General features: G+C 67.6%; 23 protein-coding genes. 15 read left to right on the top strand and 8 right to left on the bottom strand.

Going from position 1 to position 25488, the window contains the following annotated elements:
• The first annotated feature begins 71 nt into the window (after nucleotides 1-71).
• The 4 genes from NVV90_RS18120 (at nucleotide 72) to NVV90_RS18105 (ending at nucleotide 3469) form a co-directional block, all read left to right on the top strand.
• Nucleotides 72-1118 carry an ABC transporter permease gene (locus NVV90_RS18120; RefSeq protein WP_258438630.1) on the top strand — a complete coding sequence of 349 codons (1047 nt, stop codon included), beginning with the start codon at nucleotides 72-74 and terminating at the stop codon, nucleotides 1116-1118.
• Complete coding sequence (locus NVV90_RS18115) at nucleotides 1115-1909, top strand: ATP-binding cassette domain-containing protein (protein WP_258438629.1); 795 nt, start codon at nucleotides 1115-1117, stop codon at nucleotides 1907-1909. Before NVV90_RS18120 ends, NVV90_RS18115 begins: the two co-directional genes overlap by 4 nt.
• Nucleotides 1910-2027: 118 nt before the next feature.
• Nucleotides 2028-2984 carry a carbohydrate kinase gene (locus tag NVV90_RS18110; protein WP_258438628.1) on the top strand — a complete coding sequence of 319 codons (957 nt, stop codon included), beginning with the start codon at nucleotides 2028-2030 and terminating at the stop codon, nucleotides 2982-2984.
• Nucleotides 2985-3067: 83 nt separating this feature from the next.
• Nucleotides 3068-3469, top strand: a complete 402-nt coding sequence (locus tag NVV90_RS18105; protein ID WP_258438627.1) for a YccF domain-containing protein — start codon at nucleotides 3068-3070, stop codon at nucleotides 3467-3469.
• Here the strand turns inward: NVV90_RS18105 and NVV90_RS18100 are convergent.
• Nucleotides 3466-5208 (bottom strand): exo-alpha-sialidase, encoded by a 1743-nt coding sequence (locus NVV90_RS18100; protein WP_258438626.1) that lies wholly within the window; start codon nucleotides 5206-5208, stop codon nucleotides 3466-3468. The genes NVV90_RS18105 and NVV90_RS18100 overlap by 4 nt on opposite strands.
• A 72-nt stretch (nucleotides 5209-5280) precedes the next feature.
• On the opposite strand from NVV90_RS18100, the gene NVV90_RS18095 reads away from it, so the two are divergent.
• Entirely contained in the window at nucleotides 5281-5640 is a 360-nt protein-coding gene (locus tag NVV90_RS18095) for a DUF1801 domain-containing protein (RefSeq protein ID WP_258438625.1), read from the top strand.
• Nucleotides 5641-5797: 157 nt separating this feature from the next.
• Here the strand turns inward: NVV90_RS18095 and NVV90_RS18085 are convergent, their stop codons facing one another.
• The 3 genes from NVV90_RS18085 to NVV90_RS18075 form a co-directional block, all read right to left on the bottom strand.
• Nucleotides 5798-6598, bottom strand: coding sequence for a 2-phosphosulfolactate phosphatase (locus tag NVV90_RS18085; protein WP_258438624.1), 801 nt, complete (start codon nucleotides 6596-6598; stop codon nucleotides 5798-5800).
• Entirely contained in the window at nucleotides 6595-7464 is an 870-nt protein-coding gene (locus NVV90_RS18080) for a DUF4031 domain-containing protein (RefSeq protein WP_258438623.1), read from the bottom strand. Before NVV90_RS18080 ends, NVV90_RS18085 begins: the two co-directional genes overlap by 4 nt.
• A gap of 63 nt (nucleotides 7465-7527) precedes the next feature.
• Nucleotides 7528-8862 carry an FAD-binding oxidoreductase gene (locus NVV90_RS18075; RefSeq protein WP_258438622.1) on the bottom strand — a complete coding sequence of 445 codons (1335 nt, stop codon included), beginning with the start codon at nucleotides 8860-8862 and terminating at the stop codon, nucleotides 7528-7530.
• Nucleotides 8863-9078: 216 nt separating this feature from the next.
• On the opposite strand from NVV90_RS18075, the gene NVV90_RS18070 reads away from it, so the two are divergent.
• The 4 genes from NVV90_RS18070 to NVV90_RS18055 are packed head-to-tail and all read left to right on the top strand — an operon-like array spanning nucleotide 9079 to nucleotide 12215.
• The gene (locus NVV90_RS18070) at nucleotides 9079-9489 is read left to right on the top strand and encodes a molybdopterin-binding protein (protein WP_258438621.1); all 411 of its coding nucleotides are present in this window, start codon (nucleotides 9079-9081) and stop codon (nucleotides 9487-9489) included.
• Complete coding sequence (modA, locus tag NVV90_RS18065; protein WP_258438620.1) at nucleotides 9486-10304, top strand: molybdate ABC transporter substrate-binding protein; 819 nt, start codon at nucleotides 9486-9488, stop codon at nucleotides 10302-10304. The genes NVV90_RS18070 and modA overlap by 4 nt, the downstream gene beginning before the upstream one ends.
• 7 nt (nucleotides 10305-10311) lie before the next feature.
• Complete coding sequence (locus NVV90_RS18060) at nucleotides 10312-11130, top strand: ABC transporter permease (RefSeq protein WP_258438619.1); 819 nt, start codon at nucleotides 10312-10314, stop codon at nucleotides 11128-11130.
• Nucleotides 11127-12215 (top strand): sulfate/molybdate ABC transporter ATP-binding protein, encoded by a 1089-nt coding sequence (locus NVV90_RS18055; protein ID WP_258438618.1) that lies wholly within the window; start codon nucleotides 11127-11129, stop codon nucleotides 12213-12215. Before NVV90_RS18060 ends, NVV90_RS18055 begins: the two co-directional genes overlap by 4 nt.
• Here NVV90_RS18055 and NVV90_RS18050 read toward each other — a convergent pair whose 3' ends face one another.
• Together NVV90_RS18050 and NVV90_RS18045 are read right to left on the bottom strand one after the other, a co-directional pair.
• Entirely contained in the window at nucleotides 12216-12833 is a 618-nt protein-coding gene (locus NVV90_RS18050; RefSeq protein WP_258438617.1) for a pyridoxamine 5'-phosphate oxidase family protein, read from the bottom strand.
• A gap of 90 nt (nucleotides 12834-12923) precedes the next feature.
• Entirely contained in the window at nucleotides 12924-13262 is a 339-nt protein-coding gene (locus NVV90_RS18045) for a YciI family protein (RefSeq protein WP_258438616.1), read from the bottom strand.
• Between the two features lie 234 nt (nucleotides 13263-13496).
• Between NVV90_RS18045 and clpB the strand changes: the two genes are divergently transcribed.
• On the top strand, nucleotides 13497-16166 hold the full coding sequence (gene clpB, locus NVV90_RS18040; RefSeq protein ID WP_258438615.1) for an ATP-dependent chaperone ClpB: 2670 nt from the start codon (nucleotides 13497-13499) through the stop codon (nucleotides 16164-16166).
• A 3-nt stretch (nucleotides 16167-16169) separates the two neighbouring features.
• Here clpB and NVV90_RS18035 read toward each other — a convergent pair whose 3' ends face one another.
• Complete coding sequence (locus NVV90_RS18035) at nucleotides 16170-16775, bottom strand: septum formation family protein (RefSeq protein ID WP_258438614.1); 606 nt, start codon at nucleotides 16773-16775, stop codon at nucleotides 16170-16172.
• A 250-nt stretch (nucleotides 16776-17025) separates the two neighbouring features.
• Between NVV90_RS18035 and NVV90_RS18030 the strand changes: the two genes are divergently transcribed.
• Complete coding sequence (locus tag NVV90_RS18030) at nucleotides 17026-17250, top strand: DUF3073 domain-containing protein (protein ID WP_207616740.1); 225 nt, start codon at nucleotides 17026-17028, stop codon at nucleotides 17248-17250.
• Between the two features lie 216 nt (nucleotides 17251-17466).
• On the opposite strand, the gene NVV90_RS18025 is transcribed toward NVV90_RS18030, so the two are convergent.
• Nucleotides 17467-18492, bottom strand: a complete 1026-nt coding sequence (locus NVV90_RS18025; protein ID WP_258438613.1) for a substrate-binding domain-containing protein — start codon at nucleotides 18490-18492, stop codon at nucleotides 17467-17469.
• 523 nt (nucleotides 18493-19015) lie between these two features.
• Between NVV90_RS18025 and NVV90_RS18020 the strand changes: the two genes are divergently transcribed.
• The 4 genes from NVV90_RS18020 to NVV90_RS18005 all read left to right on the top strand — a co-directional run bounded on the left by NVV90_RS18020 (nucleotide 19016) and on the right by NVV90_RS18005 (nucleotide 25473).
• Nucleotides 19016-20080: a hydroxyacid dehydrogenase gene (locus NVV90_RS18020; RefSeq protein WP_258438612.1), complete on the top strand. Its 1065-nt coding sequence runs from the start codon at nucleotides 19016-19018 to the stop codon at nucleotides 20078-20080.
• Between the two features lie 5 nt (nucleotides 20081-20085).
• On the top strand, nucleotides 20086-22320 hold the full coding sequence (locus tag NVV90_RS18015) for a glycoside hydrolase family 36 protein (RefSeq protein WP_258441227.1): 2235 nt from the start codon (nucleotides 20086-20088) through the stop codon (nucleotides 22318-22320).
• Complete coding sequence (locus tag NVV90_RS18010; RefSeq protein WP_258438611.1) at nucleotides 22317-24071, top strand: glycoside hydrolase family 43 protein; 1755 nt, start codon at nucleotides 22317-22319, stop codon at nucleotides 24069-24071. Before NVV90_RS18015 ends, NVV90_RS18010 begins: the two co-directional genes overlap by 4 nt.
• A 79-nt stretch (nucleotides 24072-24150) precedes the next feature.
• The gene (locus tag NVV90_RS18005) at nucleotides 24151-25473 is read left to right on the top strand and encodes an ABC transporter substrate-binding protein (RefSeq protein WP_258438610.1); all 1323 of its coding nucleotides are present in this window, start codon (nucleotides 24151-24153) and stop codon (nucleotides 25471-25473) included.
• Nucleotides 25474-25488 lie beyond the last annotated feature (15 nt).

Below are 25488 nucleotides of genomic sequence, written 5' to 3'. Positions count from 1 at the left end.
GCGCCAACGGTGTCTCCCCGCAGCACGTCCAGCACGACAGTTACGGAACATGGAAGTTCAGGAGCAATACAGTGACCCAGCAACAGACCGCCGGCCCGCCCAGCGCCGGGCATGCTGACCTGGCCGAGGAATTCCTCGACCGCCAGACGCCTCTCAGCAGAATCCGCAACGTTCTCCACCGATACCCTGCCCTCAGCCCCGCCATCGTCCTGCTGATCGCAGTGGTGGTCTTCGGACTTCTCAACGACCGCTTCCTGCGCGTGGAGAACCTGTCCCTGATCACCCAGCAGGTCGCAGTAGTTGGCACCCTGGCGATCGCCCAGACCCTCATCATCCTGACCGCCGGCATCGACCTCTCCGTCGGCGCGGTCATGATCCTGTCCTCGATGGTGATTGCCCAGATCGCGGTCGGCAACGGTATCCCCGGACCGCTGGCGCTCATCGCCGGTCTCGTCGTCGGTCTAGGTTCCGGAGCGCTCAACGGCTTCCTGGTGACCAGATTCCGGCTCCCACCGTTCATCGTCACCCTCGGAACCCTGAACATCTTCATCGCCCTGACCCTGCTCTACTCCGGTGGCAGCACCGTCCGCGGATCCGCCATGCCGGGCATCCTCACCTGGCTGGGAAGCACTTTCCCGATCGGACCGGTCCGCATCTCCACCGGTGTTGTCATGATGCTCCTGCTCTACGTCGCAGTCGCCTTCATCCTGGGCAAGACGGCCTGGGGACGTCACGTGTACGCCGTGGGCGATGACAAGGAGGCGGCCCGTCTGGCCGGCATCCCCGTCAACCGCGTCCTGATGAGCGTCTACCTCGCCGCCGGTGCAGTCCTTGCCGTCGGCGCCTGGATCCAGATCGGCCGCACGAACGCCGCCAGCCCCAACGCCGGCGTCGACCTGAACCTGGACTCCATCACCGCCGTCGTGATCGGCGGGACCAGCCTCTTCGGCGGCCGCGGCTCCATCTGGGGCTCACTGCTCGGAGCGCTGATCGTAGGTGTCTTCCGCAACGGCCTCTCCCTCGCCGGCCTGGACGTGCTCTACCAGACCCTCGCCGTAGGCATCCTGATCATCATTGCCGTGTCCGTCGATCAGTGGATCCGAAAGGTCAAGTCATGACCATGACAGAATTTGAAGCCCCCCGCACCGAAACCCGTGAGCCCATCCTCAGGGCCAGGAACCTCGTCAAGACCTTCGGCCGTGTCGTCGGCCTCGACGGCGTCAGCCTGGACCTGTACCCCGGCGAAGTCCTGGCCGTCATCGGCGACAACGGTGCCGGCAAGTCCACGCTCATCAAGTGCCTCACCGGCGCAGAGGTTCCCGACACGGGGGAGCTCTATGTATCGGGACAGCAGGTGCACTTCAAACGCCCGCAGGACGCCCGCGTCCACGGCATCGAAACGGTCTACCAGAACCTCGCCGTTTCGCCGGCCCTCGACGTCGCCTCGAACCTGTTCCTCGGCCGTGAAGAACGTCTCCCCGGCCCCCTGGGGAGCCTGTTCCGGATGCTCGACACCAAAGGCATGCGCAAGAAGGCCAAGGCAGAGCTGACCCGGCTGGGCATCTCGACCCTGCAGGACGTCACGGTGCCGGTGGAGAACCTCTCCGGCGGCCAGCGCCAGGCCGTCGCCGTGGCCCGCGCGGCGGCATTCGGCTCCAAGGTGGTCGTCCTTGACGAACCGACGGCGGCCCTGGGCGTCCGCGAATCCAACCAGGTCCTCCAGCTCGTCCGCGACCTGCGAGACCGCGGCCTGCCGGTCATCCTGATCAGCCACAACATGCCGCACGTGTTCGATGTGGCCGACAGGATCCACATCCAGCGCTTGGGCAAGTGCGCGGCCACCATCACTCCGCAGTCGCACAGCATGACCGACGCCGTCGCAATCATGACAGGCGCAGCCAAGGCCTAAGAGGTCGCGCAGCACCTCCCGCCCTCGGGATCCCCCTCCCCGTCCGCGGACCTGCTACAGGTCCGCGGACGGATCCATACCGGGATTCCCCGCCGGTAAACCCGAAGAAAGAACCCAGATGCAGAAGCCTCAACCGGGCAGCCCCGCCCACGACCAGCTGGACGCCATCGTCATCGGCGAAGCCCTGATCGACATCGTCAATGCCCCCGAAGGGTCCATCAGCTATCCGGGCGGGTCCCCGGCCAATGTCGCCTACGGCCTTGGCCGGCTCGGCGTCCGCACCGGGCTGCTCACGGCGATCGGCGAGGACGAACACGGCACCGCCATCAGCAACCATCTCCAGAGCGCCGGCGTGAGGCTTCTTCCCGGATCCACGTCCCTCGAACGGACAGCAACCGCCACCGCCACGCTGGCCGCAGATGGCTCCGCCAGCTACGACTTCGACATCGCCTGGCAACTGGCACACGTGGCACCGGCCACGGTCCCGAAGGTCCTGCACACGGGCTCCATCGCCACGTTCCTGGCACCAGGGGCCAGCACCGTCCGCACGCTCCTCGAGCAGTGCCACCGGTCCTGCCTGGTCACGTACGATCCCAACATCCGACCCGCGCTCCTGGGCAGCCATGCCGAGGCACTCACCCTCTTCGAGGATCTGCTCCCGCTCACGGACGTGGTTAAACTCAGCGACGAAGATGCGCAATGGCTTTACCCGGCATTGTCCCCGGACGACGTCGTCTCCCGCCTGCTGGAACATGGCGCGGGCCTGGCCGTCATCACCAAGGGCGCCGACGGCGCCCTGCTCGCCACCCCCGGCGCCCGGTTCAGCATCCCCTCCGTGAAGACCACGGTTGCCGACACCATCGGCGCCGGCGATTCGTATATGGCAGCCCTCATCTTCGGGCTGCTGGCCCGCGGTGAAGAAGCATTTGTGCCGGCCGCGCTCGAAACCATCGGACAGACCGCGGCAAGGGCCGCCGCGATCACCGTGAGCCGCCCGGGCGCCAATCCGCCGACGTCCGAGGAACTGGACGCGCAGTTGACCGAGCCTCAACGGCTGCCGTACGCCACCGTGTAGTGCGGCCGGCAGCGCTGAAGATCAGGGGCGACTCAGGGCATACCCCTAGGCTTTCGGGGCGTCCCGCGCGGGAGAATTGAGACATGAAAACGCTGCTCAACATCATCTGGCTCGTCTTCGGCGGCTTCGTCCTGGCGCTGGGGTACTTCATGGCCGGCATCGTGTGCTGCCTGCTGATCGTCACCATCCCGTGGGGCATCGCGTCCTTCCGGATCGCCGCTTACACGCTGTGGCCGTTCGGCCGGATGGTGGTGGAGAAGCCCGGCGGAAGCGGCGTGTTCCCGCTGCTCGGCAACGTGATCTGGCTGCTGGTGGCCGGCATCTGGATCGCGATCGGGCATGTGGTCACGGCCTTCGCCATGGCCGTCACCATCATCGGGATCCCGCTGGCCATCGCCAACCTGAAGCTCATCCCCGTCTCGCTCATGCCGCTTGGCAAGCAGATCGTCCCGAGCAACCGGCCGTTCGTCAGCACCTACCGCTAGGAAGCAACCACCGCTCCGGTGGGCAGATCGAAACTGAAACTGCGCTCCAAACGCACAGCGCCGCCGTCGGCCTCTGCCGTGAAGCTGAGCGCCAGTGTGTCCCGGGCCAGGTCCGCTTCCGTGACCGTGTAGACAGGCGTGAAGTAGAGTGCCTGCTCGCCCGGCAAGAGGTCCGCGGGCGGGAAGTCCGCCGCGTTCGCGTGCGGGCCGTGGAGTACGACGCCGGAAGCCGGCCGGGTGCCCTCGTTGCGGACCCGCCCGGTGAAGGCGAGGATGTCCCCGGCCTTGTAGCCCGGGATGATGGCGCCGTAGTTGAGGTCCTGGGCCTCGCGGGTGCCGAGGACCTGGTCCTGCTCCGTGTAGCCCTGGCCGATTTCCTTCCAGGTCTGCACGTCCCATTCGCCGTCGCTGTCCGAGCGGATCACGCGGAACTCGCTGGCGTTCCGCCAGACGGCGGGGCGCCCGGGGGTGATGGAGCGCAGCTCCATGTGGAAGACGAGGCCAGCGGGCCGGGCCGCGGGCGCGGCGGGCGCGGGCGCCGGTACCGGTTCAGCCGATGCAAGCTGCTCCGTCAGCTGCTCCGCGGGCACCGAGGCGAACACGATTTCGCGGTAGCCCTGCCGCTCGTACAGGACCCCGATGTTCCCGTCCGGAAGCCGGGCCGCCGTGGAGTAGGCCGAGCTGCCCTCGCACAGGAGCAGCTTGGCTGGCCAGCTGGCGCCGTTGTCCGGGGACAGGCTCAGCACGGTGTTGCGGCGCAGGTGGGTGTCCTGGTTGTTGCTGGCGAGTAGCCAGGCATCAGTGGCCGTGGCTGCCCGCGCGGAAACAGTCGGCAGGCCGTCGAAGCGCACCAGCGAGCCGTTGTCGCTGGGGTCCGGGAGGTCCTCCACGGGCCGCAGCGGGCTCCAGTTCTGCCCGCCGTCCTCTGACACGGCCGCCAGGCGGCGCGGCGTGGCGCGCGAATGGAGCAGCAGCCGGCCATCGTCCAGGCAGGCCACCTTGTTCTCGTTGGGCCCGACGCCGTCCGGGCCGGTGCCGATGAGTTCGCCCAGGGTCCAGTTCTCGCCGTGGTCGTCGCTGTAGGCCGAGGCGGCCATGATGGCGCCGTCCACCAGAAGCACATACTGCTGCACCAGCCTGCCCTTGAACGGGCCGGTGTGGACCTGGATGCCCTGGCCCGCCGAGGCGAACAGGCCGGTGATGCCGCGTTCGCGCTGTGCTGCGTCGGGCGGACCTGCGTCGGGCTGACCCAGCTTGAGCTGTTCGGTGAGCCGGCGGTGCTGCCAGGTGGCGCCGTCGTCGTCGGAGAAGCTGACGTCGGCATGCTGCACGTCGTCGTCCGGCTCCAGGCCGGCGATGGCTTCGAAGAAGCCCGCGTGCGTCCCGGCGGCGTGGAACATGAAGATCCGGCCGGTCTCGGCGTCCACCAGCAGGCTCGGATCGCCGTAGCCGTTGAGCCCCGCGCCCGTACGCACCAGCTGCTGCCCGCCCCAGGTGCGGCCGTTGTCCGTGCTGCGGCGCAGCAGGAGGTCGATGGGGTTGGGGAGGTCGTCCAGGTTGGGCCGGCCGTCGTAGGCGGCCAGGAGCGTGCCCCTCGTGCTGACCGCGAGGGCCGGGATGCGGTACTGCCGGTAGCCTTCCGTGCCGCGCACCGCCAGGACATGCTCGACGTCGGGACGGGCCTGGGGGAGCGCGCTGCCACGCGCGCTGCCATTCGTCGGAGAGAGGTAGGAGGTCATATGTCCATGATACGAGTCGTGCGCAAGCCCGGCAGGGTCCCGCTCATGCATGGACGGGCATATGGTGCTGCCATGAGCAACCGGAACCCCGAGGTGGACAGCTGGCTCCAGGCCTACGAAAACCCCCACCGCGAACTGGTGGCCAGGATCCGGGAGTTCATTCTCGACGTCGACCCCCGGGTCTCCGAGGCCGTCAAGTGGCAGGCGCCCACCTTCATTTTCAAAGGGAACATCGCCTCGTTCTTTCCGCGGGCCAAGAAGAACGTCACGTTGATGTTCCATCTGGGAGCCTCGATCAGGGACGAGCTGGGCCTGCTGGAGGGCGACGGCGAGGTGTCCCGTGTGGCGCGTTTCGTGGACGACGCCGATTTCGAGTCGAAGAAGCCGGCGCTGGAAGCCGTGATCAGGGCTTGGATCGAGGACAAGGGGTAGCAAGGGCGCAGCTGAACGCGGTCAGTCGATCCGCTCAGCCAGGGCCACGATGATCCCCTCCGGCCCTCGACCTCGAGGCCCAGCCCGAAGAAGAACGCCGTCGCCGCGTCGAGGTCGGCAGCGGTGATGCCGACATGGTCGAAGCGACGAATGTGTGTCATGGGTCCATCCTCCGGTGCTCCTGCCGGAACGCCCCGTCCCGCAGCAAGGCCACCACGGAGCTGCCGTCCAGTTCGGCGGCGATCTCGACGTCGTCCGCGTAGCCCGCGCCGATCAGCTCGCGGCCGCTGGAACACTCCCGCAGGATGTCGGCCAGGCGCGGCTCGGCTGCGTCGAACACGGCCGCGGCGGACACGGCCTCCGGCGAGAAGCCGCCGAGGCCTGCCGCTGCCAGCCCGGCAAGGAAGGCGCCGGCACCGATTTGGTCTTCCATGGCCGGCCGCAGGGAGCCGTCCGGCCATTGTTCCCCGGCTGCGATTACCGCGATCACCGACTCGGGCGGCAGAGTGGCCACCACCCATTCGGCCGTCGCTGCGGCGTTGCGCAGGGACACGGCGGCCAGCAGTTGCGCGGCGGATGACAGGTCATGGCAGATGGCCGAACCGTTCGGCGACGGCAGCACCACCCTCCGCAGCACCGGCGCCGCCCGCAGGCTGGCCGGCGAAAGGCTCAGGCCCCCGGAGCCCCGCGGGCCGGCCAGTTCCGCGCCATGGCGGGCCGCGAAATCCTCCGCCGAGACGTCCTTCCACGGATACGGCAGCACCTCGGCGCCGCGGTCGACGGCGACGCTCACGCACGTGGTGAAGGACAGGATGTCCACCACCACGGCAAGGTCCGCCTGCGGCGCAACGGCCCGGGCGCCGTCGAGCCCCCATTCGAAGCGGACGGTGTACGGAAGCTGCCGGTGCGCCGCATGCGGCTGCGCGCCGGGTTCTTGCGGGCTGGGCTGCTGCGTCATTCCAGCTCGGCGGCCAGGTTGCGGCGTGCGGCATCCAGCCACAGTTCTTTGGCGCGCTCGCCGTGGAAGAGCGGGTCCAGGGCCAGCAGGTGGCGCACAACGGCGGCGCGGCCCTTCGCGAAATCGTCGTCGCTGACATGTGCGTAGTCTTGCCGGACGGCGGCCAGGTAGCGGGCGTATTCGTCCGGCTCGCCGCCCAGCACGGACAGGTCCGCATCGCACAGGAGCGCACCGGCGGCGTCGTGCGGTTCCGGATTGTGCTTGGCCGTGAGCCGGACCAGCCGGGCGACCTCCGCGACGTCCTCGGCGGGCAGGCCGGCGGCACTGAGCTTCTCCTCGGCCAGGCGCGCCGAATCCTCCTCGTCCTGCCCGGCAACGCCCTCGTAGACGGCGTCGTGGAACCAGGCCGCGAGGGTCACCCGGCGGGCCGGAAGCGCCGGCTCCGTCAGGAGGTCCAAGGCTTCCAGCACGGCGAGCAGGTGGGTGCGGCTGTGGTAGCTCCGGCCGTCCTCGCCCCAGCGCTCCAGCAGTTCCCGGCCGAGCGCCTTGTGGCCCGGGAACGTCTGGTTCCACCGGGCCATGAGCGGAACGGTCAGGGACTTGCTGCGTCCGCGGGCGGGGATGCGGAGCCCGCTGGCGATGAGCTTGCGCACCAGCACGCTGGCCTCGACGGGGACGGCGCCCGCGGCCACGAGGTCCTTGTAGCGGCGCTCGGGGACGTCATAGTGGTCGCCGTCGAACGCCCGCTCCGGGATCTGTGCGGCCGCGGCGAAGGCGTGCAGCTCCTCGAGCGAATCGTCCGAGATGAGGTGCGAGAATACTGTCCCGTGCGCGGGCCACATCGGCGGATCCAGATACACGACCATGGCCAAAGTGTAGTCCTGCCTCCGGCCTGCCTGGCCGGGTCCCCCGTCAGGGAATCGAGGGATTCAGCCCTCGGCCGGGAGGATGTTCTGGTTGCCGCGGAACACGTTCCCCGGATCGAACTCGCGCTTCACCCAGGCCAGGCGCTTGTAGTTGTCCTCGCCATAGGCGGCCACGATGCGCTCCTGTCCCTCGTGCCCGATGAAGTTCAGCCACACCCCGCCGTTGGAGTACGGGGCGATGCCCTGGCGGAACTGCTTGACCCAGGCCTTGGCTTCCTGCCCGCCTTCGGGGGTAGCCGCCAGCCCGAACGGATGGCTCACCCAGGCCGCGTTGCGGTTGAGCAGGGGAGTGGAGGCTGCTGCCGGGCCGCCCACGGCCCCGCCCCAGCGTGCGATGAGCTGCTGTGAGTGTTCGCCCGGCAGGCGCTGGGCCGAGTCCACGAACAGGTCCAGGGCATCGTTGGAGAGCTCGTCGTGGTAGTCGGCGCTCCAGTAGTTGTACATTCCGGGCGGGTCGTCGAGCATGCTTTGGAAGTCGGCATAGCCCATGGGCTCCACGAGGTCCACGGTGGGGCCCAGGTCCCGGAACGGCAGGGCATGGATCGCGCCGTCGTCGGCGTCGCCCGCATAAAGGTACGCCACACCGAGTGCCAGCTTGCCCACCATGTGCTCGGGGACGAACTCTTCCGGCGGGGCGGTGAGGTAGATCAAGGCCGTCCCGACGGCGTCGGGGGCTGCCAGCGCGATGTCCCGGAATCCGCGGCTGACGTCCGTTGCGGCCTCGCCGGGGAAGAGCATGAGTCCCGCCTGCACGGTGGGGCCGAGCTCGTGAAGTGCGAAGGTGAAGGACGTGGCGACGCCGAAGTTGCCGCCGCCTCCGTGCAGGGCCCAGAACAGCTCCGGGTTCTCCTGGGCGCTCGCGGTGACGCGACCGCCGTCGGCCGTCACCAGGTCCACGGCGAGCAGGTTGTCGCAGGCGAAACCGTACGAGCGCTCCAGCCATCCGGAGCCGCCGCCCAGCGTGAAGCCGGCCACGCCTGTAGTGGACGCGCGCCCGCCGGTGGTGGCCAAGCCGTGTTCCTCGGTGGCACGGTCGAACTCGCCCCAGGTCACGCCCGCACCCACGGTGACGGTGCGGTTTCCGCGGTCCACGCTGATCGACTTCATCGGCCTGACATCCACCACCAGGCCGTCGTCGTTGGTGGACATGCCCGCGACCGAATGGCCGCCGGCCCGGACCGCCACATCCAGCCTGTTGTTGCGTGCGTAGGCCAGGGCGTCGGCAACGTCGCCGGGATCAGAACACCGGGCGATGACCGCCGGGCGCCGGTCGATCATCGCGTTGAAAAGCCTACGTGTTTCGTCGTAGTCCGGGCTGTCCGGCCGGATCAGTTCCATGATGACGCTCCTCCGCGTCCATGGCCCTGCCCTCCACCAGAAACGATACGGCTGCCGCGCCCGGGGAGCCACAGGCAAGGCGTACATTTTCGGACGGCCATGCCCGGCGACGGTGCGGGGGCCGTCCGGTGGCCGTGCCAGGACGCCCAGCGGTCATATTTCGTTTGCGTCGATATTGATCTGATTTATCCGCATTTGAGGATCTATGCTGATTCCATGCCGCAGATACGAATTTCAGAGGCCGCACGTTTCCTGGGCGTCAGCGACGATACCGTCCGGCGCTGGACCGAGAACGGCACCCTCACCGGGCACAAGGACGAGTCCGGGCGCCTGGTGGTGGACGGGCTGGAACTGGCGCACGTGGCCCGCGCCCAGGCCCAGCTCCCGGAGGACCCCTCGCGGGCAGGCAGCTCGGCCCGCAACCGCTTCATCGGACTGGTCACCGGAATCACCGCAGACAAGGTCATGGCCCAGGTGGAACTGCAGTGCGGGCCCTTCCGCGTGGTCTCGCTCATGAGCAGCGAAGCCGTCCGCGAGCTGGGGATCGAGCTCGGTTCCGTGGCCACCGCCGTCGTCAAGGCCACCACCGTCATCATTGAAACGCCGCAGGGAAAGAGCATTGTATGAGGATCCCCCGCAAGACCGTCACCGCCCTGTTCGTGGCAGGCGCCGTGGCGGCCGGCCTGGCAGCGGGCCTGACTGGCTGTGCCGGCATTCCTTCTCCGGTGGGGACCGGCAGCGGAACAGTCAGCGAGTCCCCGAAGCTTTCCGGCACCGTGACAGTGTTCGCGGCCGCCTCCTTGAAGGCCACGTTCACCAAGCTGGCCGCCGACTTCGAAGCAGCGAACCCCGGCACCAAGGTGGTCCTGAGCTTCGCCGGTTCCTCGGACCTCGTCACCCAGATCACCCAGGGCGCCCCGGCCGACGTTTTCGCCTCGGCGGACACCAAGAACATGGCCAAGCTTGCCGACGCCAAGCTCCTCGACGGGACCGCCGCCAACTTCGCCACCAATGTCCTGACCATCGCCGTGCCGCCGTCCAACCCGGCGTCGATCAGTTCCTTTGCGGACCTGGCCAGGCCCGGCGTCAAGGTGGTGCTCTGCGCCAGCCAAGTGCCGTGCGGTGCCGCCACGGACACTGTTGAGAAGGCGACCGGGACCACGCTCAACCCGGTCAGCGAGGAATCGTCCGTCACCGACGTCCTGGGCAAGGTCACCTCGGAAGAAGCCGACGCCGGCTTGGTCTACGCCACCGACGTCCAGGGCGCCGGGGACAAGGTCAAGGGCATCCCCTTCGCCGAGTCGGACAGGGCCGTCAACACGTACCCGATCGCCACAGTAGGCTCGAGCAAGAACAAGGAGCTGGCAGCGGCGTTCATCGCGCTGGTCACCGGCAGCGAAGGCAAGAAGACCCTCGGCGACGCCGGGTTCGGCACACCGTAGGGAGCACATGGATCACGCCAACCAAAGTGCGTACCAGGCCATCCCGCGGTGGGTGTATGCCATCGCCGCGGCAGGCGGCCTGTTCGTCCTGCTGCCCCTGGCCGCCATGGTGGCCAAGGTCAACTGGCCCCAGTTCATCCCGCTCATCACCTCGGATGCCTCCCTCACGGCCCTCGGCCTGAGCCTGCGCACCTCCGCAGCGAGCACGCTCCTGTGCATCGTCTTCGGTGTGCCGCTGGCCCTGGTCCTGGCCCGGGGGCAGTTTCCGGGGCAGCGGGTGCTGCGAGCCTTCGTCCTGCTGCCGCTGGTCCTCCCGCCCGTCGTCGGCGGCATCGCGCTGCTTTACACCTTCGGGCGGCAGGGCCTGCTGGGGAAGTCCCTCGAGGTCGCGGGGATCCAGGTAGCGTTCTCGACGACGGCGGTGGTCCTGGCCCAGACGTTCGTGGCCCTGCCCTTCCTGGTGGTCAGCCTCGAAGGCGCCCTGCGCACGGCCGGCAGCAAATACGAAGCCGTGGCCGCGACGCTCGGCGCCCGGCCCACCACGGTCCTGCGCCGGGTCACCGTGCCGCTCGTCCTGCCCGGACTCGCCTCCGGAGCCGTGTTGTCCTTCGCCCGGAGCCTGGGCGAATTCGGCGCCACCCTCACCTTCGCGGGCAGCCTGCAAGGGGTGACCAGGACCCTGCCGCTGGAAATCTACCTGCAGCGCGAGACCGACGCCGATGCCGCCGTCGCGCTGTCACTGGTCCTTGTGGCGGTGGCCGTCATTGTGGTGGGGCTCAGCTACCGGCGCGGCCGCGCCGGCGTCCCCGCGGAGGCGGCCCAGTGACGTTCACCCTGGAAGCGACACTCCGGGCCCGCGGCTTCGACGTCTCCCTCACGGTGGGTTCCGGCGAAACCGTGGCCATCCTGGGCCCCAACGGGGCCGGGAAATCGACGCTCATGGCGGTCATCGCGGGACTGCTCCGGCCCGACGCCGGCCGGGCCAGCATCGGCGGCAGGACGCTGTTCGAACTCGGCCCTGGGCCGCATTCCTGGAGCGCACCGCACCAGCGCGGCACCGCCCTCCTGGCCCAGGAACCCCTGCTGTTTCCGCACCTGAGCGCCCTGGACAACGTGGCCTTCGGCCCCCGCAGCGCCGGCGCCTCCCGGGCGGCGTCCCGGGAAACGGCCCGGCACTGGCTTGCCGAAGTGGACGCCCTGCCCCTGGCCTCCCGGCGCCCCGGCGAGCTGTCCGGCGGCCAGGCCCAGCGCGTGGCCGTGGCCAGGGCCCTCGCCGCCGACCCGGAGCTGCTGCTCCTGGACGAGCCCATGGCTGCCCTGGACATCCACGCGGCACCGATGCTGCGCAGGCTCCTCCGGCACGTCCTGGCCGGACGGCGCGCCATCATCGTCACCCACGACGTCCTGGACGCGCTGATGCTGGCCGACCGGGTGATCGTGCTGGAGGGCGGCCGCATCACCGAGGAGGGCCCCACCCGCGAGGTCCTGGGTCGGCCGCGGAGCAGGTTTGCCGCCGGGCTGGCGGGGCTCAACCTCGTGGCCGGCACCATCACCTTGGAGGGGATCAGAACCCCGTCCGGCCAGGTCTTCGCAGGCCAGCTCGACGACGTGCCCGGCCCGCTGGAGTCTGGATTCGACGCAGCCGGACCCGACGCTTCCGGACCCGACGGCGTGGCGGTCTTCCCGCCGTCGGCGGTGTCCGTTTTCCTGACCGAGGCGCACGGCAGCCCGCGCAACTCCTTCCCCGTCACCATCACGGACCTGGAGCCGCATGGCGACCAGATCCGCGTCCGCGGCGGCGAACTCTCTGCCGACATCACGCCGGCGGCCTCGGCGGACCTGGGCCTGGCCCCGGGCATGACCGTCTACTTCGTGATCAAGGCCGGGCTGGTGTCCATCTACCCGGCGTGACTACTCCTGGTAAATCCGCTCCGCATAGTTGGGGCCGTAGTAGGCCTCGATGTCGGCCAACGGCGTCTCGGGCTGGACGTAGGTCCTGGACAGCAGTGCGATGGAGGGCAGGTCCTCGGCGCCCCAGGTCCCTGGTTCCCATAGGCCGCTGCGCAGGAACGCCTTGCCGCAGTGCGTGAACACTTCCTCGATTGAAACCACCACGGCGGCCCGGGGCCTGTGCCCCCTCACCACCATGTCGTCGAAGAAGTCCGCGTCACTGACGATCCGGGCGTGCCCGTTGATCCGCAGCGTGTCCGTGCGGCCCGGAACCACGGACAAGATGCCGACGTTCGGGTTTTCCAGGATGTTCCGGAAGCCGAAGGCCAGCTTGTTGCCCGGCCGCTCCGGGATGGCGATGGTGGAGTCGTCCAGGACCCGGATGAACCCTGCCGGATCACCCTTGGGCGAGCTGTCCACACGGCCCTGGGCGTCCGCCGTCGAGACCACGCAGAAGGGGCTCGCGGCGAGCCACTGCCGGTCAAAGTCGCTCAGCGTGCTGCGGACCTTCCGGCGCGTCCGGTCCAGGGGGAGGCCTATCAGTTCTTCCAGTTCTGCCGCTGTGGCGATCGAATTCATGATGCCAGCCTAGAGGGCGGGCCCCGGCAAGAGGGCGGGATGCAGCCTGGAGGGCGCCGGGGAAGGCAGGCCCGGGCGCCCACCGTTTGGCTACATCCCCGGAATCTCGAGGGTTTCGATGACCTGGATTTCGGCGCCTTCGCCGGACATGAAGTGCGGGTGGCCTTCCATGAGGGCCACTGCAGCGTCCAAGTCCTCGGCCTGGACGATGCTGTAGCCGCCCAGCGTGGCATCGCCATCGGAGACAGAGGAGCCGTTCATGACCTTGGCTGCACCAAGCGGTGTGCCGAAGTCAACCAGGCCGTCGCCGGCCTTGGCCGCCCAGTCCGTCCACATTTTCATGCCGGCTTCGGCCTCTTCAGGGCTGGCTTCGGCGATGGCCTCTGCGGCCGACTTGGGAGATTTGTACAGAACCACAAATTTCTTCACGGTACGTCCTTGTCTTGGTGTGCCTGCGGGGTTCCTCCCGCCGGTCACAGCATGATCCTAGGGCTTCCCTCGCCTCGGCGGCAGGGGTGCCGGGGCGCGGATTTCCACATTGCAGGTCCCGGCGCTGGACACCCGTTTCGCCGTCGGCAAACATTGGGCGTAGAGGGCAATTCCGCAAAGTTGAGCATAGTAGACTCAACTTTGAACACGGCAGATTCCCGAAAGGAGCTCTCTTTGGACGTCAAATTCACCACCAAGAGCCAGGAGGCTCTTTCCGCGGCCGCCATGAACGCCTCCACGGCCGGCAACCCCCAGCTGGAGCCGGCCCACCTGCTCAAGGCGCTCATGGACCAGCGGGAGGGCGTCGCCGTCGCGCTGTTGCGTGCCACCGGCGCCGATCCTGACGCCGTCAGCGTCCAGGCCAGCACCGCCATCAAAGCACTGCCCGCCTCCTCCGGATCCTCCGTCCAGCAGGCCCAGCTCTCGCGCCAATCCATGCAGGCCATCCAGGCTGCCCAGAACGAGGCCGAGAAACTCGGCGATTCCTTTGTCTCCACCGAGCACTTCCTGCTGGGGCTCTCCGGCGGGAGCGAGGCCGTCGGGAGGATACTGCGCGACGCCGGAGCCTCCCATGAGGCGCTGCTCGCCGCCCTGCCGGGTGTCCGCGGAGACCGCAAGGTCAACTCCCCGGACCCGGAAAACACCTTCCAGGCCCTCGAGAAATTCGGCATGGACCTCACTGCCGTGGCCCGTTCCGGCAAGCTGGACCCCGTGATCGGCCGTGACAGCGAAATCCGGCGCGTCATCCAGGTCCTGAGCCGCCGCACCAAGAACAACCCGGTGCTCATCGGCGAGCCCGGCGTCGGCAAGACCGCCGTCGTCGAAGGCCTGGCCCAGCGCATGGTGGCCGGGGACGTCCCGGAGAGCCTGCGCGGCAAGACCCTGATTGCCCTCGACCTTGCCTCGATGGTTGCCGGTGCCAAGTACCGCGGTGAGTTCGAGGAACGCCTCAAGGCCGTCCTCGAGGAGATCAAGGGCTCTGAGGGCCAGATCGTCACCTTCATCGACGAGATCCACACCGTGGTGGGTGCCGGGGCCACCGGTGACAGCGCCATGGACGCCGGCAACATGCTCAAGCCCATGCTGGCCCGCGGTGAGCTGCGGCTGATCGGTGCCACCACGCTGGACGAGTACCGCGAGAACATCGAGAAGGACCCTGCCCTGGAACGCCGCTTCCAGCAGGTCTACGTGGGCGAGCCGAGCGTGGAGGACACCATCGGCATCCTCCGCGGGCTTAAGGAACGCTACGAGGCCCACCACAAGGTGGCCATCGCCGACTCCGCCCTGGTCGCCGCGGCTACGCTCTCCAACCGCTACATTTCCGGCCGCCAGCTCCCGGACAAGGCCATCGACCTCGTGGACGAGGCCGCCTCCCGGCTGCGCATGGAGATCGACTCGGCGCCGGAGGAAATCGACCAGCTGCGCCGTTCCGTGGACCGCCTCACCATGGAGGAACTGGCCTTGCAGGGTGAGACCGACGTCGCCTCCGTGGACCGCCTCGCCGCGCTCCGCGCCGACATGGCGGACAAGAAGGAGGCGCTCGCCGCCCTCAACGCCCGCTGGGAGGCCGAGAAGGCCGGGCTCAACCGGGTGGGTGACCTGAAGGCCAAGATCGACGAGCTGCGCTCCGCCGCGGAGAAGTTCCAGCGCGAAGGCGACCTGGAATCGGCGTCGCGCATTCTCTACGGCGAGCTGCCGGCACTCGAACACGAGCTCAGCGACGCCGCGGAGGAAGAGTCCGCCCGGGTGGCCGGCGGGGGCGCCAAGCCCGAGCTCATGGTGGCCGAGGAAGTCACCGCGGACGACATCGCCGAGGTCATTTCCGCCTGGACCGGCATCCCGGCCGGGCGCATGCTGCAGGGCGAATCGCAGAAACTCCTGCATATGGAGGAGGAACTGGGCAAGCGCCTGATCGGCCAGTCCAAGGCCGTTGGCGCGGTGTCCGACGCCGTCCGCCGTGCCCGTGCCGGCATCAGCGACCCCAACCGGCCCACCGGCTCGTTCCTGTTCCTGGGCCCCACCGGCGTGGGCAAGACCGAGCTCGCCAAAGCCCTGGCCGATTTCCTGTTCGACGACGAACACGCCATGGTGCGGATCGACATGTCCGAATACGGGGAGAAACACTCCGTGGCCCGGCTGGTCGGTGCGCCTCCCGGGTACGTGGGCTACGAGCAGGGCGGCCAGCTTACCGAGGCCGTCCGGCGCCGCCCGTACTCCGTGGTGCTGCTGGACGAGGTGGAGAAGGCCCACCCCGAGGTCTTCGACATCCTCCTGCAGGTCCTCGACGACGGCCGCCTCACCGACGGTCAGGGCCGCACCGTGGACTTCCGGAACGCCATCCTGGTGCTGACGTCCAACCACGGCAGCCAGTTCCTGGTGGACCCGGTGCTCGACGCCAAGGCCAAGCGGGACGCCGTCATGGCGGTGGTCAACGCCTCCTTCAAGCCCGAGTTCCTGAACCGGCTCGATGAGATCGTGCTGTTCGACGCCCTGAGCGTGGACGAGCTCGCCAGGATCGTGGAGCTGCATGTGGCCGAGCTGACCAAGCGCCTGCGCGACCGGCGCCTCAGCCTTGAGGTCAGCGACGGCGCCCGGGCCTGGCTGGCGATGTCCGGCTACGATCCCGCCTACGGTGCGCGGCCGCTGCGCCGCCTGGTCCAGCGCGAGATCGGCGACCGCCTGGCCAAGGAGATCCTGTCGGGGCACATCATGGACGGCGACACCGTGTTGGTGGACACTGCCGCCGACGTCGACGAACTCACCATCGAGGGGCTTGAGGCCCTGTCAGGGCCCGACGGCGGTGCGCCGGTGGGTACCGGGCTCACGGTGCGCCGGAAGGAGTAGCCGCTACTTCGGCAAGAGATCGTCCTTGATGGTGTTGCCGTCGCTGACCATCACGAAGCAGTCCACGCGGCGGTCGCCCTTGTCCCAGCTGGTGGAGCTCGGGTACACCAGCTGGTAGGTGAGCACGTAGTTGTTCTGCTTGTCGGAGAGGGTGGCTGCCTGGCAGGTCTCCAGGGTGCGCTTCTTGAGGCCTTCACGGCCTGGGTAGACCTGGTCGTCGGGGTACCGGCTGATGGCCACCAGCTGCGCCGAGTGGCCGGCGGTGCAGGCCACCGCCTCGGAGGTGGGGGCGTCCGGGTTGAAGTTCACGAAGCAGTCGCCCACCTGGAAGTTCTTGGTTTCCAGGACCACCGGCAGCACAGGCCGGGGCTGCGGGACCGCCGGTGCGTCGGCCACCGTTTCCTGGTGCGTGCCGAACTTGTCCAGCAGCACCGAGATGGTGATGCCGATCAGGACCATGAAGACGACGATGATCCCGCCGATGATCAGGCGTTGGCGCAGCGCGCGGCGGTCCTGCGCAGTGTCCGCTGCGTCTGCCCACACAGCGCCATCCCCTGGGGACGTGCGCCGTGGAGGAGTGTCGCCGGGGAGCATGCTGTCCTGGCTCATATTCGCGTCTGCGCCTTCCTTCCGTGCCTTCCGCGGGCCGCAATTAGGGTGACTCTACCCAACTTTTCCGCGCAAAGGACGGCGCAATCCGCGAATCCACGCGGGCGACACAGTCCAGCCCCCGGCCGTGGCAAGCAGTTGCTCTCGAAAGCATGTAATCTAGACATACGACAAATTGACCAAACATTCCGGGGCCTCACCGATAGCCAAGGTGACCACCTCCGGTCCGAGTACAAAAGGGGGTCACGCCATGGGGCGCGGCCGTCAAAAGGCAAAAGCTACCAAGCAGGCTCGGGATATTAAGTACTACTCCCCGAACACTGACTATTCGGCCCTTCAGCGAGAGCTCACGGGTCCGGGAAGTCGTGCCACGAGCCACTTCGCAGAAGATCTCCCTGAGCCGGATTACTCCGACTACGAGGACAAGTACGCAGAAGACGATGACGACGAGGTAGACACCCGCCGCATCGGATAGCTGTCGCAACCAACAGGTGCCTCTGGCACTGAGTTGCGTACCGCCGTCGTACTCAAGGTCGTCGCGCATCCGCGGATGCCGAACTTCTCTGAAAGGGCCCGTAGGGTACGCCAATCATTGGCGTACCCTACGGGCCCTTTTTGCTTCGTAATCTAATACGTGACTTCGCTTACGTGACTTCGCTGCCGCCGTTGGCGGGTGCTCCTGTGTGGGCCGTCAGTTAGCGGCAGCCGTGGAGTCCCGAATTATGAGTGCCGGCCTTACTGTCGACGAACCGGACGGTTCCCCGGAGTCGATCGTTGACGACAACAGAGTGAATGCACGGGCTCCCAGATCCTGAAAGTCCTGGCGCACCGTGGTCAGGGCCGGGCGCCACAATGCCACATGCGGCTGATCGTCGAAGCCCACGATCGACACATCCTCCGGGACCCGCTTGCCGCTGTCCATGAATGCCCGCATGACGCCGATTGCGACGTCGTCATTCCCGCAGAAGACGGCCGTGACGTCGTCGCGGGCAGCGAGTTCCTGGCCGACGGCGTAGCCGCTGGCAGGGTCCCAAGTGGCGTGACGGATCGGGGGGACCTCGGCGCCGGCTGCCTCCAGGGCGGCCTTCCAGCCCTCTGTGCGCCCGGAATGCTTGCCCATCGTGGGCACGGCGACATGGTGCACAGTTTTGTGGCCCAGCTCCAAGAGATGGTTAGTGGCGTCCCGCCCTGCTCCGCGCTCGTCGATTAGCGCACCCGTTGTTCCCTTAGGGCGGCGCGTTCCGCCGCCCGCCACAACCAATGGGATGGTGCTGGGGAAGGCCTTCACGGCGGCCAAGCCAGGCCTGTCGAATTCGAGGACGATGACTCCCGCCACCGGCTGGGAGAGGACGAGATCGATCGCTGCGTTGACGGCATCCTCTTCATCTGATTCCACTACCGCGATGATGACGGACATTCCCGTTTGCCGGGCGGCCTTTTCAACACCTTCGATCGTCTTGGCGTAGCCGTAATTGGAAGTGGCTCCCGTCAGGACGGCCACCATGGAGCGCTTACCGGACCTTGTGGCACGGGCAGCGCCATTGGGGCGGTAGCCGAGATCGGTTACAGCCTTCATGACGCGTTCACGGAGTTCCGGGGCTACGTACTTACTGCTGGTGAGCACGCGTGAGACAGTCGGCACAGACACGCCGGCGGCCTTGGCCACATCGCCGAGTACTGGCACCTTCCGCTTTGCGGGGGCAGTTTCCGTGGTCACCTTCACAGCGTAATACCATTTCCTTTCATAGCCGCGGCGCAGGCGACATAGCAGGCAATCGTTTTCACCGCTTGGTACCAGGCATTCTATTTGACGGCTCCGAATGTGACGCCGATTTTCCAGTAGCGCTGCGTGGCGATCATGAATATCGCCAACGGGATGATGGCCAACAAGAACCGATCGTGGTAGCTCCCATCGTCATGAGGCGTACGACCACGTGGAAAAGATGCGGGCTTCTGACGCCGTGGCGAAGGCCACGGCACCCGTCAGCAATCGCTTCATTGCCACCGACGTCATCGCGGGAAGGGGAAAACGTTATCCCCATTATCGAACCTGCATCACACTTGTGTCAAGCTACCGACGTCCCAGGCGGTACTTCGACAGCCTCCACCCGCGCCAGATCAGGGCAGTGGGATAACGTTTGCTTGTGACCCACGCAACAGCTACACTTCAGGAAATCGTTTGCCCGACCGGAGTTTCTCGCTGAAGAAAGCTCCCTTCTGAACCCCGATGAGGAGGTTTCATGGTCCCGATCCGTGCCGTCCAAGGTGGCCCAAGCTTCCGGCCCCGCGTGGTGGTCGCCGCTGGGAGCCAACAACTAGTGGAGGCCATCTTCCCGCCCGTTGTCCGGGAGGAGCTGGCTGTCGTGGCTGACGTCGCCAAGGACATCGTGCTGGACTGGAGTGCTCCCTCCGCCCGCGATGAGCTGGCCGTCGCCGACGTCGTAGTTTCCGGTTGGGGTGCGCCCCGCCTCGAGGAGGAGCACCTCGTCGGCGCGCCGCACCTGGTTGCCGTACTCCAGGCAGGCGGCGACGCTCGGGCCGCTATCGACGTCGATGCCGCCATTCGGCGCGGAATAGCCCTCTCGGATGCCGGCGAAGACAATGCCCAGCCGGTCGCCGAGTACACACTCGCCGCCATCCTGACCGCAGGAAAGGACCTCGTTCGCGCTGAGCGGCTATACCGGGAACGGCAGGCCTTTATCGACCGCGAGGCAGAGTTCGCCGATGCCGGCAATTACGGCCGCACGGTCGGTGTGGTGGGTGCGTCCCGCATCGGCCGGCGGGTGCTCGAGCTCCTGCGTCCCTTCGATTTCGAGGTCCTCGTTGCGGACCCCACAATCACAGACGACGACGCCCGCTCCCTCGGCGCGGAGCTCACCAGCCTGGACGGGTTGCTTCGCCGCAGCGATACAATCACGCTCCACGTCCCCGTTACGCCGGAGACCACCGGGATGATCGGCAGCGCCGAGCTTGCCGTCCTTCGTGGCGGCGCGACGCTCATCAACACCTCGCGCGGCGCCGTCGTCGACCAGGACGCCCTTGTCGAGGCAATCCGCGCCGGGCGTATCAGGGCGGTCCTCGACGTCACGGAGCCAGATCCCCTGCCGGCGGGCCACCCGCTATATATGTTGCCCGGCGTCGTCCTCACCCCGCACATGGCCGGCGCAGTTGGGCGAGAGATCGCCCGGCTCGGTTCCTTCATCGTGGGCGAGCTGAGCTGCCTCACCCGCGGCGAACCACTCCGAGGTCAAGGCCGCTACGCGTCTCCCGTTTCTCCAAACACTGATCAGGAAGGGTCCCAGTGACCGTCATGACTCCAGAGGTCGGCGAAGGCCTCACCCTTCTCGCGTGGGGCAACGCGCACCTTGCCGTACACATCTCCGCGGGCCCGGACGACGTGCCCAGGATCGCGGGCCTGGCACTTCCTGGCGACCCTGAACCCACGCTGCGCCGTTCCGCCCTTCCGCTGGTCGACGTCGCTTTGGCCGGCGAGGGCCGCATGGGGACCGCCGGAAAGCGGCACGTCGATGGCGCCGCCGCGCACCGGCTCCGGCTCATCCGGGAAAAGCACGGCAACGGCCCCGTCCCCGGTGAACGCGAGGGGCGCGCCCCAGTGTCCGGGCCATGGTGGCAACTCGTCATGCAGGACGCGCAAACCGGCCTTGAAGTTCTGGCCACGCTCTCGCTGCCCGGCGACGGTCCCGTCCTGCGAATTGCCACGACGATCACGGCCGGGGACGCGCCCGTCGTTGTGGAGCATGTCTCGTCGCTCGCGCTGGGCGGGCTTGCGGCCGGGGCTCAGTGGGAGGACGAGGCGGCCGTGTGGCACGCCGCGAATCCGTGGAGCGGCGAGTTTCGCTGGCTGCGGGCGACCCTTGCGGAGCGCGGCCTGGTGGACGTCGGGATGACCCGCTTCAATCAGCTCGGCTCCAAGAACCGGGTGGCCCTCACCAGCACGGGGGCGTGGTCCACGGGCGAGCACCTTCCGATGGGCGTCCTTGAGGACATCCGCACGGGCAAGCTGCTCGCGTGGCAGATCGAGACGAACGGCGCCTGGCATTGGGAGGTCGCCGACCGTTACGACGACCTATATGTAGTTGCCTCCGGTCCCACTGCCCTTGAGCACGCCTGGACTGCGAAGCTCGCACCGGGCGAATCCTTCCATGCCGCTCCCGCCTCAGTGACGCTTGTTCAGTCGCCGCGTCACGAGCGGGCCCAGGGACTCGCGGCACGTGTTGGGGACGACGGCGGCGCTTCCGCACTCGGTGCCGCCCTCACCACCTATCGGCGGGCCGTCCGTCGCGAGCATCCGGACAACGTCCAGCTGCCGATCATCTACAACGATTTCCTGAACGGCCTCATGTCGGACCCGACGACGGAGCGCGTCCTGCCGCTGGTCGAAGCGGCGTCGGACCTCGGCGCGGACATCTACTGCATGGACGCCGGTTGGTACGACGATGAGAACGGCGGCTGGTGGGACTCAGTGGGGGAGTGGAAGGCGGCCGCCAGCCGTTTCCCGGGCGGCGGGCTCGCCGCCGTCATGCGGACCGTGCACGACTCCGGCATGCGTCCCGGGCTGTGGCTTGAGCCCGAGGTGGTGGGCCGTCGCAGCCCGCTTGCGAATGTGCTGCCGCCTGAAGCGTTCTTCCGCCGCCACGGCCACCGCGTCTCGGAATGGGGGCGCTACCAACTGGACCTTCGTCACCCCGCCGCGCGAGCCCATCTGGACGACGTGGTGGACCGCGTGGTGGGCGAGTACGGGCTAGGCTACCTCAAGCTCGACTACAACGTGGACACCGGTGCCGGCACCTCCGGACCCTCCGGAATGGAGCCCTTCGGCAACGGCCTCCTGGGCCACAGCCGGGCGATGCTGGACTGGGCCGCCGAAGTCATGGACCGGTACCCCGGACTCATCATCGAAGGTTGCGCCGCCGGCGGCTCGCGCACGGATGCGGCCTCCGGGTCCGTCTTCCCCGTACAGTCCCTGACTGACCAGCAGGACATGCTCCTGCTGCCTCCGATCTCTGCCGCGGCGCCGCTCGCCATCACCCCCGAGCAATCCGGCGTGTGGGCGAGCATCGATGGGTCAATGGGGGATGAGATGATCGCCTTCGCCCTGGCGGCGCCCCTCGCGGCACGCTTCCACCTTGGCGGACGCATAGACACTCTCTCGTCCGTCCAGCGGGCCATCGTCCGCAGCGCGCTCGTGGCCTACGGCGGCCTGCGGACCACCATCGCCCGCGGCCTGCCGTTGTGGCCCCTGGGGTTGCCTGGCTGGCGGGACGAGTGGATCGTCCAGGGGACGGCCACGCCCTCGGAGACGCTCGTCGTCGTCCACCGCCGTGGCGGCGAGGAGGCGCTCTCGATCCCGCTTCCCGGCGTTGGCGTGGGCGCTGGCCTTGAGACGATTTTCCCCGCCTGGGGCGCCGGTGACGCAGTCCTTGCGCACCGCAACAGTACGGCCGTTCTCGACGTCACCATCGCGGAGGCGCCGGCCGCCCGCGTCTTCCGAATCACTGAGCCGATTGGAGGGCTGGGCCTGTGATCCGCAACCCGATCCTGCCCGGTTTCCACCCGGATCCGTCGATCATCCGTGCGGAGGGCCGCTACGTCATCGCCACGAGCACGTTCGAATGGTTCCCTGGAGTCCGCTTCCATGTTTCGGACGACCTCGTGAACTGGCACCCGGCCGGCTACGCGCTGACTGATCCGGCGCTGCTGGACTTGCGGGGCGTGCCCGACTCGGGCGGAATCTGGGCGCCGTCGCTGTCCCACAGCGATGGTCGCTACTGGCTCGTCTACACCATCGTGCGGACCATGGCGGGGCAGGCGAAAGACCTCGACAACTACATCACGACCGCAGAGTCGCTCGCAGGCCCATGGAGCGACCCGGTCTATGTTGGATCGCGGGGTTTCGACGCCTCCCTGTTCCACGGCCCGGACGGCCGGCGGTGGCTCGTGGGGTTGCGATGGGACCACCGCACGGGGAGCCCCAGGTTCGGCGGCATCCAGCTCCAGGAGTTGGACCCCGCTACGCTCGAACGGCTGGGCGCTCCCGTAGTCATCCATACCTCTTACTCCGGCGAGCTCATCGAGGGACCGAACCTCTATTTCCGCGACGGTTGGTACAACCTCCTCCTCGCCGAAGGCGGTACTGGATGGAACCACGGCATTAGGCTCGCGCGTTCCCGGGACATCCAGGGTCCCTACCAAGAGGACCCTCAGCCAGTGCTCACCACGCGGGACCTCGATCCGCTTGCCGTCGCCCGCGACGGCGAGACCGGTGCGTCGGGCGGCCTGCACAAGGCCGGTCACGGAGAGCTTGTGGTGACGCCCGACGGCGAGTGGTACCTCGTGCACCTGGCTTCCCGCCCGCTTGAGGCGGCCGAAGGTGCTGTGTGCCCGCTCGGCCGGGAGACATGCCTCCAGCGCGTCGAATGGGCGGAGGACGGTTGGCTCCGGCTCGCCCACGGCGGTCACCATCCCGCGCTCGAAGTCCCGGCGCCCGGCGCTGTTGGATCCGACGGGGGCCACAAACCGGAGTCGGCGGTACGGCCCGGATCCTCCGGAGTACTGGCTCCCGAAAGCCTCGGGGACTCCTGGATGACCCTTCGCGGACCAGCCGACGAGGCGTGGGCCCGCTGGGTCCCCGCGTCAGGCACCGGCGGCTCCGACAGCCTCCGCCTGAGCCTGACCGGCCGCGACTCGTTGCGCTCCGTGTTCGCCCAGTCCCTCATCGCGCACCGCGTCACTGACACCACAAGCCGCCTGCGCGCCGTCGTGCATGCGAATCCCGCTGAACCCGCGCACCGGGCGGGGGTCACCGCCTACTACGACACAACAGGCCACGTCTTCTGGCACCTGACCGCGGACGACGACGGGCGGCGCGTTCTCGCCGTCGAACGCCGGGACGCACGAGGCGAGATCGACGCCGTCCTCGACGTCGATCCCGGCCAGCACGGGCCGGTGCACCTCGAGGTGGCTTTTGACGGCGCAGCCGTGCGGGCTTCTGCCTCCTTCGACGGCGAGACCTGGGTCCCGCTGGGCGACGCGATCGACGTGAGCCCGCTCAGCGACGACCACGCTGGGCTCCTGCGCTTCACCGGGGCCTTCGTCGGCATTGCCGCCACAGACCTCGCCGAACACTGCTGGACCGCGGACTTCGAGAAGGTCGGCTACGGCGCCTGGCACGCCGGGTCCACCACTGCTTTCTTCACCCCAACCGAACAGGCACCACCAATTCAACAGGCACCACCAATCGATCCAGGAGGACCGATGAACCTCCGCGCGGGATAGAAACCCAGCGGGATAACGCATTCCCACCACCGCACCTCAGAATCACCCCCAACAGGAAAGACTCAAAGGAGAGAAAGACATGAAGAAAGCACCTGGAAAGATGCTCGCACTGAGCGCCGCGCTCGCCGCCGCAGCCATGCTGTCGGCCTGCGCTGGCGGAGCAGCCCCCGCTGCGCAGAAGGTTCAGTCAGGCCCCGTCACCATCGACGTGTGGGGCTGGAATGCCGAGACGGGCAAGTCGATGGCTGACGCCTTCAACGCCGCCCAGAGCGACGTCAAGGTCAACTACGTCCTGCAGGCCTCCAACACGGCAACCTCCACGAACTTCCGGAACGCCATGGAAGCCAAGAGCGGCGTTCCCTGCCTGGTTCAGGGCTTCGCACCCCTGACCACAATGGTCGTCAATGGTTGGGCCCAGGACATCACCGACGCCGTCAAGCCCACCGAGGACAAGTACAACGACGGCGCCAAGGCTGCCGCAAAGGTCAACGGCCAGTACTACGGCATTCCTGCGGGAGCCGATGGCCAGTTCATGATCATCAACAAAGACACCTACGCCAAATTCGGCGTTAAGGTGCCCACTACATGGCAGGAGTTCGTGGACGCGGGCAAGACCTTCAAGGCGAACGGCGTTGACGTCACTAACCTGGCCGGCGAGGACCCGAGCACCCTGATGAACCTCGCCCAGCAAGGCGGCGCTGAATGGTTCTCGATCGACGGCGACAAGTGGAAGGTCAACTTCACGGACAAGGCCACCCTTGCCGCAGCAGACATCGTCCAACAGCTCATCGACAACGACCTCGTGTCGAACCAGACCTACAAGGACAAGCCCGCCCTCTACTCGTATTTCGATTCTGGCAAGATGGCCTCCACCACCACTCAGTGGTGGTCGCTGACCGGCTACAAGACCAATTTCCCGGCCACTTCCGGGCACTGGGAGGCCGTTGAGATCCCGCAGTTCTCGTCCGGCAAGAAGGCCACCCCGGGCCGCTCTACAGCAAGCTTTGTCCCGGTCGGCTGCGAAAACCCGGAAGCCGTGGTCAAGTACGCGGACTGGCTCCTCACCCCTGAAGGAATTCAAGCAGGCAAGAACCCTAAGACCGGCTCGGTGGGCCTCCCCACCTCCCTGAAGGATCCGTCGGCGTACGTCAAGGACATCGTTCCGAAGGGCTTCTTCGTGGACGACGCGAAGGCAGCCGAGGTCATGGTGGACGCCCAGAAAGCCACTATTGGAAAGTTCGAGCTTGGCCCGAACTACGACGCCTGGTTCCCGGAGCTCCAGGACCAGTGGGGCAAGGCAGTCGCCGGCAAGATCAAGCTGAGCGAGGCCCTGAAGAACGTCCAGGACTTCGTGGCATCCGACCTGCAGAAGAAGGGGATCTCGTTCACGGCCGCCAGCTGACGGCTGGTTAGCGAG

The organism is Arthrobacter sp. CJ23, from assembly GCF_024741795.1.
Classification (GTDB): Bacteria; Actinomycetota; Actinomycetes; order Actinomycetales; family Micrococcaceae; genus Arthrobacter.
This window is presented reverse-complemented; position numbering and strand designations above follow the sequence as displayed.

What these genes read in the sequence shown, in the direction of transcription:
- NVV90_RS18115 (WP_258438629.1), top strand. Translation starts at nt 1,115, where the DNA reads ATGACCATGACAGAATTTGAAGCCCCCCGCACCGAAACCCGTGAGCCC.
- NVV90_RS18110 (WP_258438628.1), top strand. Translation starts at nt 2,028, where the DNA reads ATGCAGAAGCCTCAACCGGGCAGCCCCGCCCACGACCAGCTGGACGCC.
- NVV90_RS18105 (WP_258438627.1), top strand. Translation starts at nt 3,068, where the DNA reads ATGAAAACGCTGCTCAACATCATCTGGCTCGTCTTCGGCGGCTTCGTC.
- NVV90_RS18100 (WP_258438626.1), bottom strand. Translation starts at nt 5,208, where the DNA reads ATGACCTCCTACCTCTCTCCGACGAATGGCAGCGCGCGTGGCAGCGCG.
- NVV90_RS18095 (WP_258438625.1), top strand. Translation starts at nt 5,281, where the DNA reads ATGAGCAACCGGAACCCCGAGGTGGACAGCTGGCTCCAGGCCTACGAA.
- NVV90_RS18085 (WP_258438624.1), bottom strand. Translation starts at nt 6,598, where the DNA reads ATGACGCAGCAGCCCAGCCCGCAAGAACCCGGCGCGCAGCCGCATGCG.
- NVV90_RS18080 (WP_258438623.1), bottom strand. Translation starts at nt 7,464, where the DNA reads ATGGTCGTGTATCTGGATCCGCCGATGTGGCCCGCGCACGGGACAGTA.
- NVV90_RS18075 (WP_258438622.1), bottom strand. Translation starts at nt 8,862, where the DNA reads ATGGAACTGATCCGGCCGGACAGCCCGGACTACGACGAAACACGTAGG.
- NVV90_RS18070 (WP_258438621.1), top strand. Translation starts at nt 9,079, where the DNA reads ATGCCGCAGATACGAATTTCAGAGGCCGCACGTTTCCTGGGCGTCAGC.
- modA (WP_258438620.1), top strand. Translation starts at nt 9,486, where the DNA reads ATGAGGATCCCCCGCAAGACCGTCACCGCCCTGTTCGTGGCAGGCGCC.
- NVV90_RS18060 (WP_258438619.1), top strand. Translation starts at nt 10,312, where the DNA reads ATGGATCACGCCAACCAAAGTGCGTACCAGGCCATCCCGCGGTGGGTG.
- NVV90_RS18050 (WP_258438617.1), bottom strand. Translation starts at nt 12,833, where the DNA reads ATGAATTCGATCGCCACAGCGGCAGAACTGGAAGAACTGATAGGCCTC.
- NVV90_RS18035 (WP_258438614.1), bottom strand. Translation starts at nt 16,775, where the DNA reads ATGAGCCAGGACAGCATGCTCCCCGGCGACACTCCTCCACGGCGCACG.
- NVV90_RS18030 (WP_207616740.1), top strand. Translation starts at nt 17,026, where the DNA reads ATGGGGCGCGGCCGTCAAAAGGCAAAAGCTACCAAGCAGGCTCGGGAT.
- NVV90_RS18020 (WP_258438612.1), top strand. Translation starts at nt 19,016, where the DNA reads ATGGTCCCGATCCGTGCCGTCCAAGGTGGCCCAAGCTTCCGGCCCCGC.
- NVV90_RS18015 (WP_258441227.1), top strand. Translation starts at nt 20,086, where the DNA reads ATGACTCCAGAGGTCGGCGAAGGCCTCACCCTTCTCGCGTGGGGCAAC.
- NVV90_RS18005 (WP_258438610.1), top strand. Translation starts at nt 24,151, where the DNA reads ATGAAGAAAGCACCTGGAAAGATGCTCGCACTGAGCGCCGCGCTCGCC.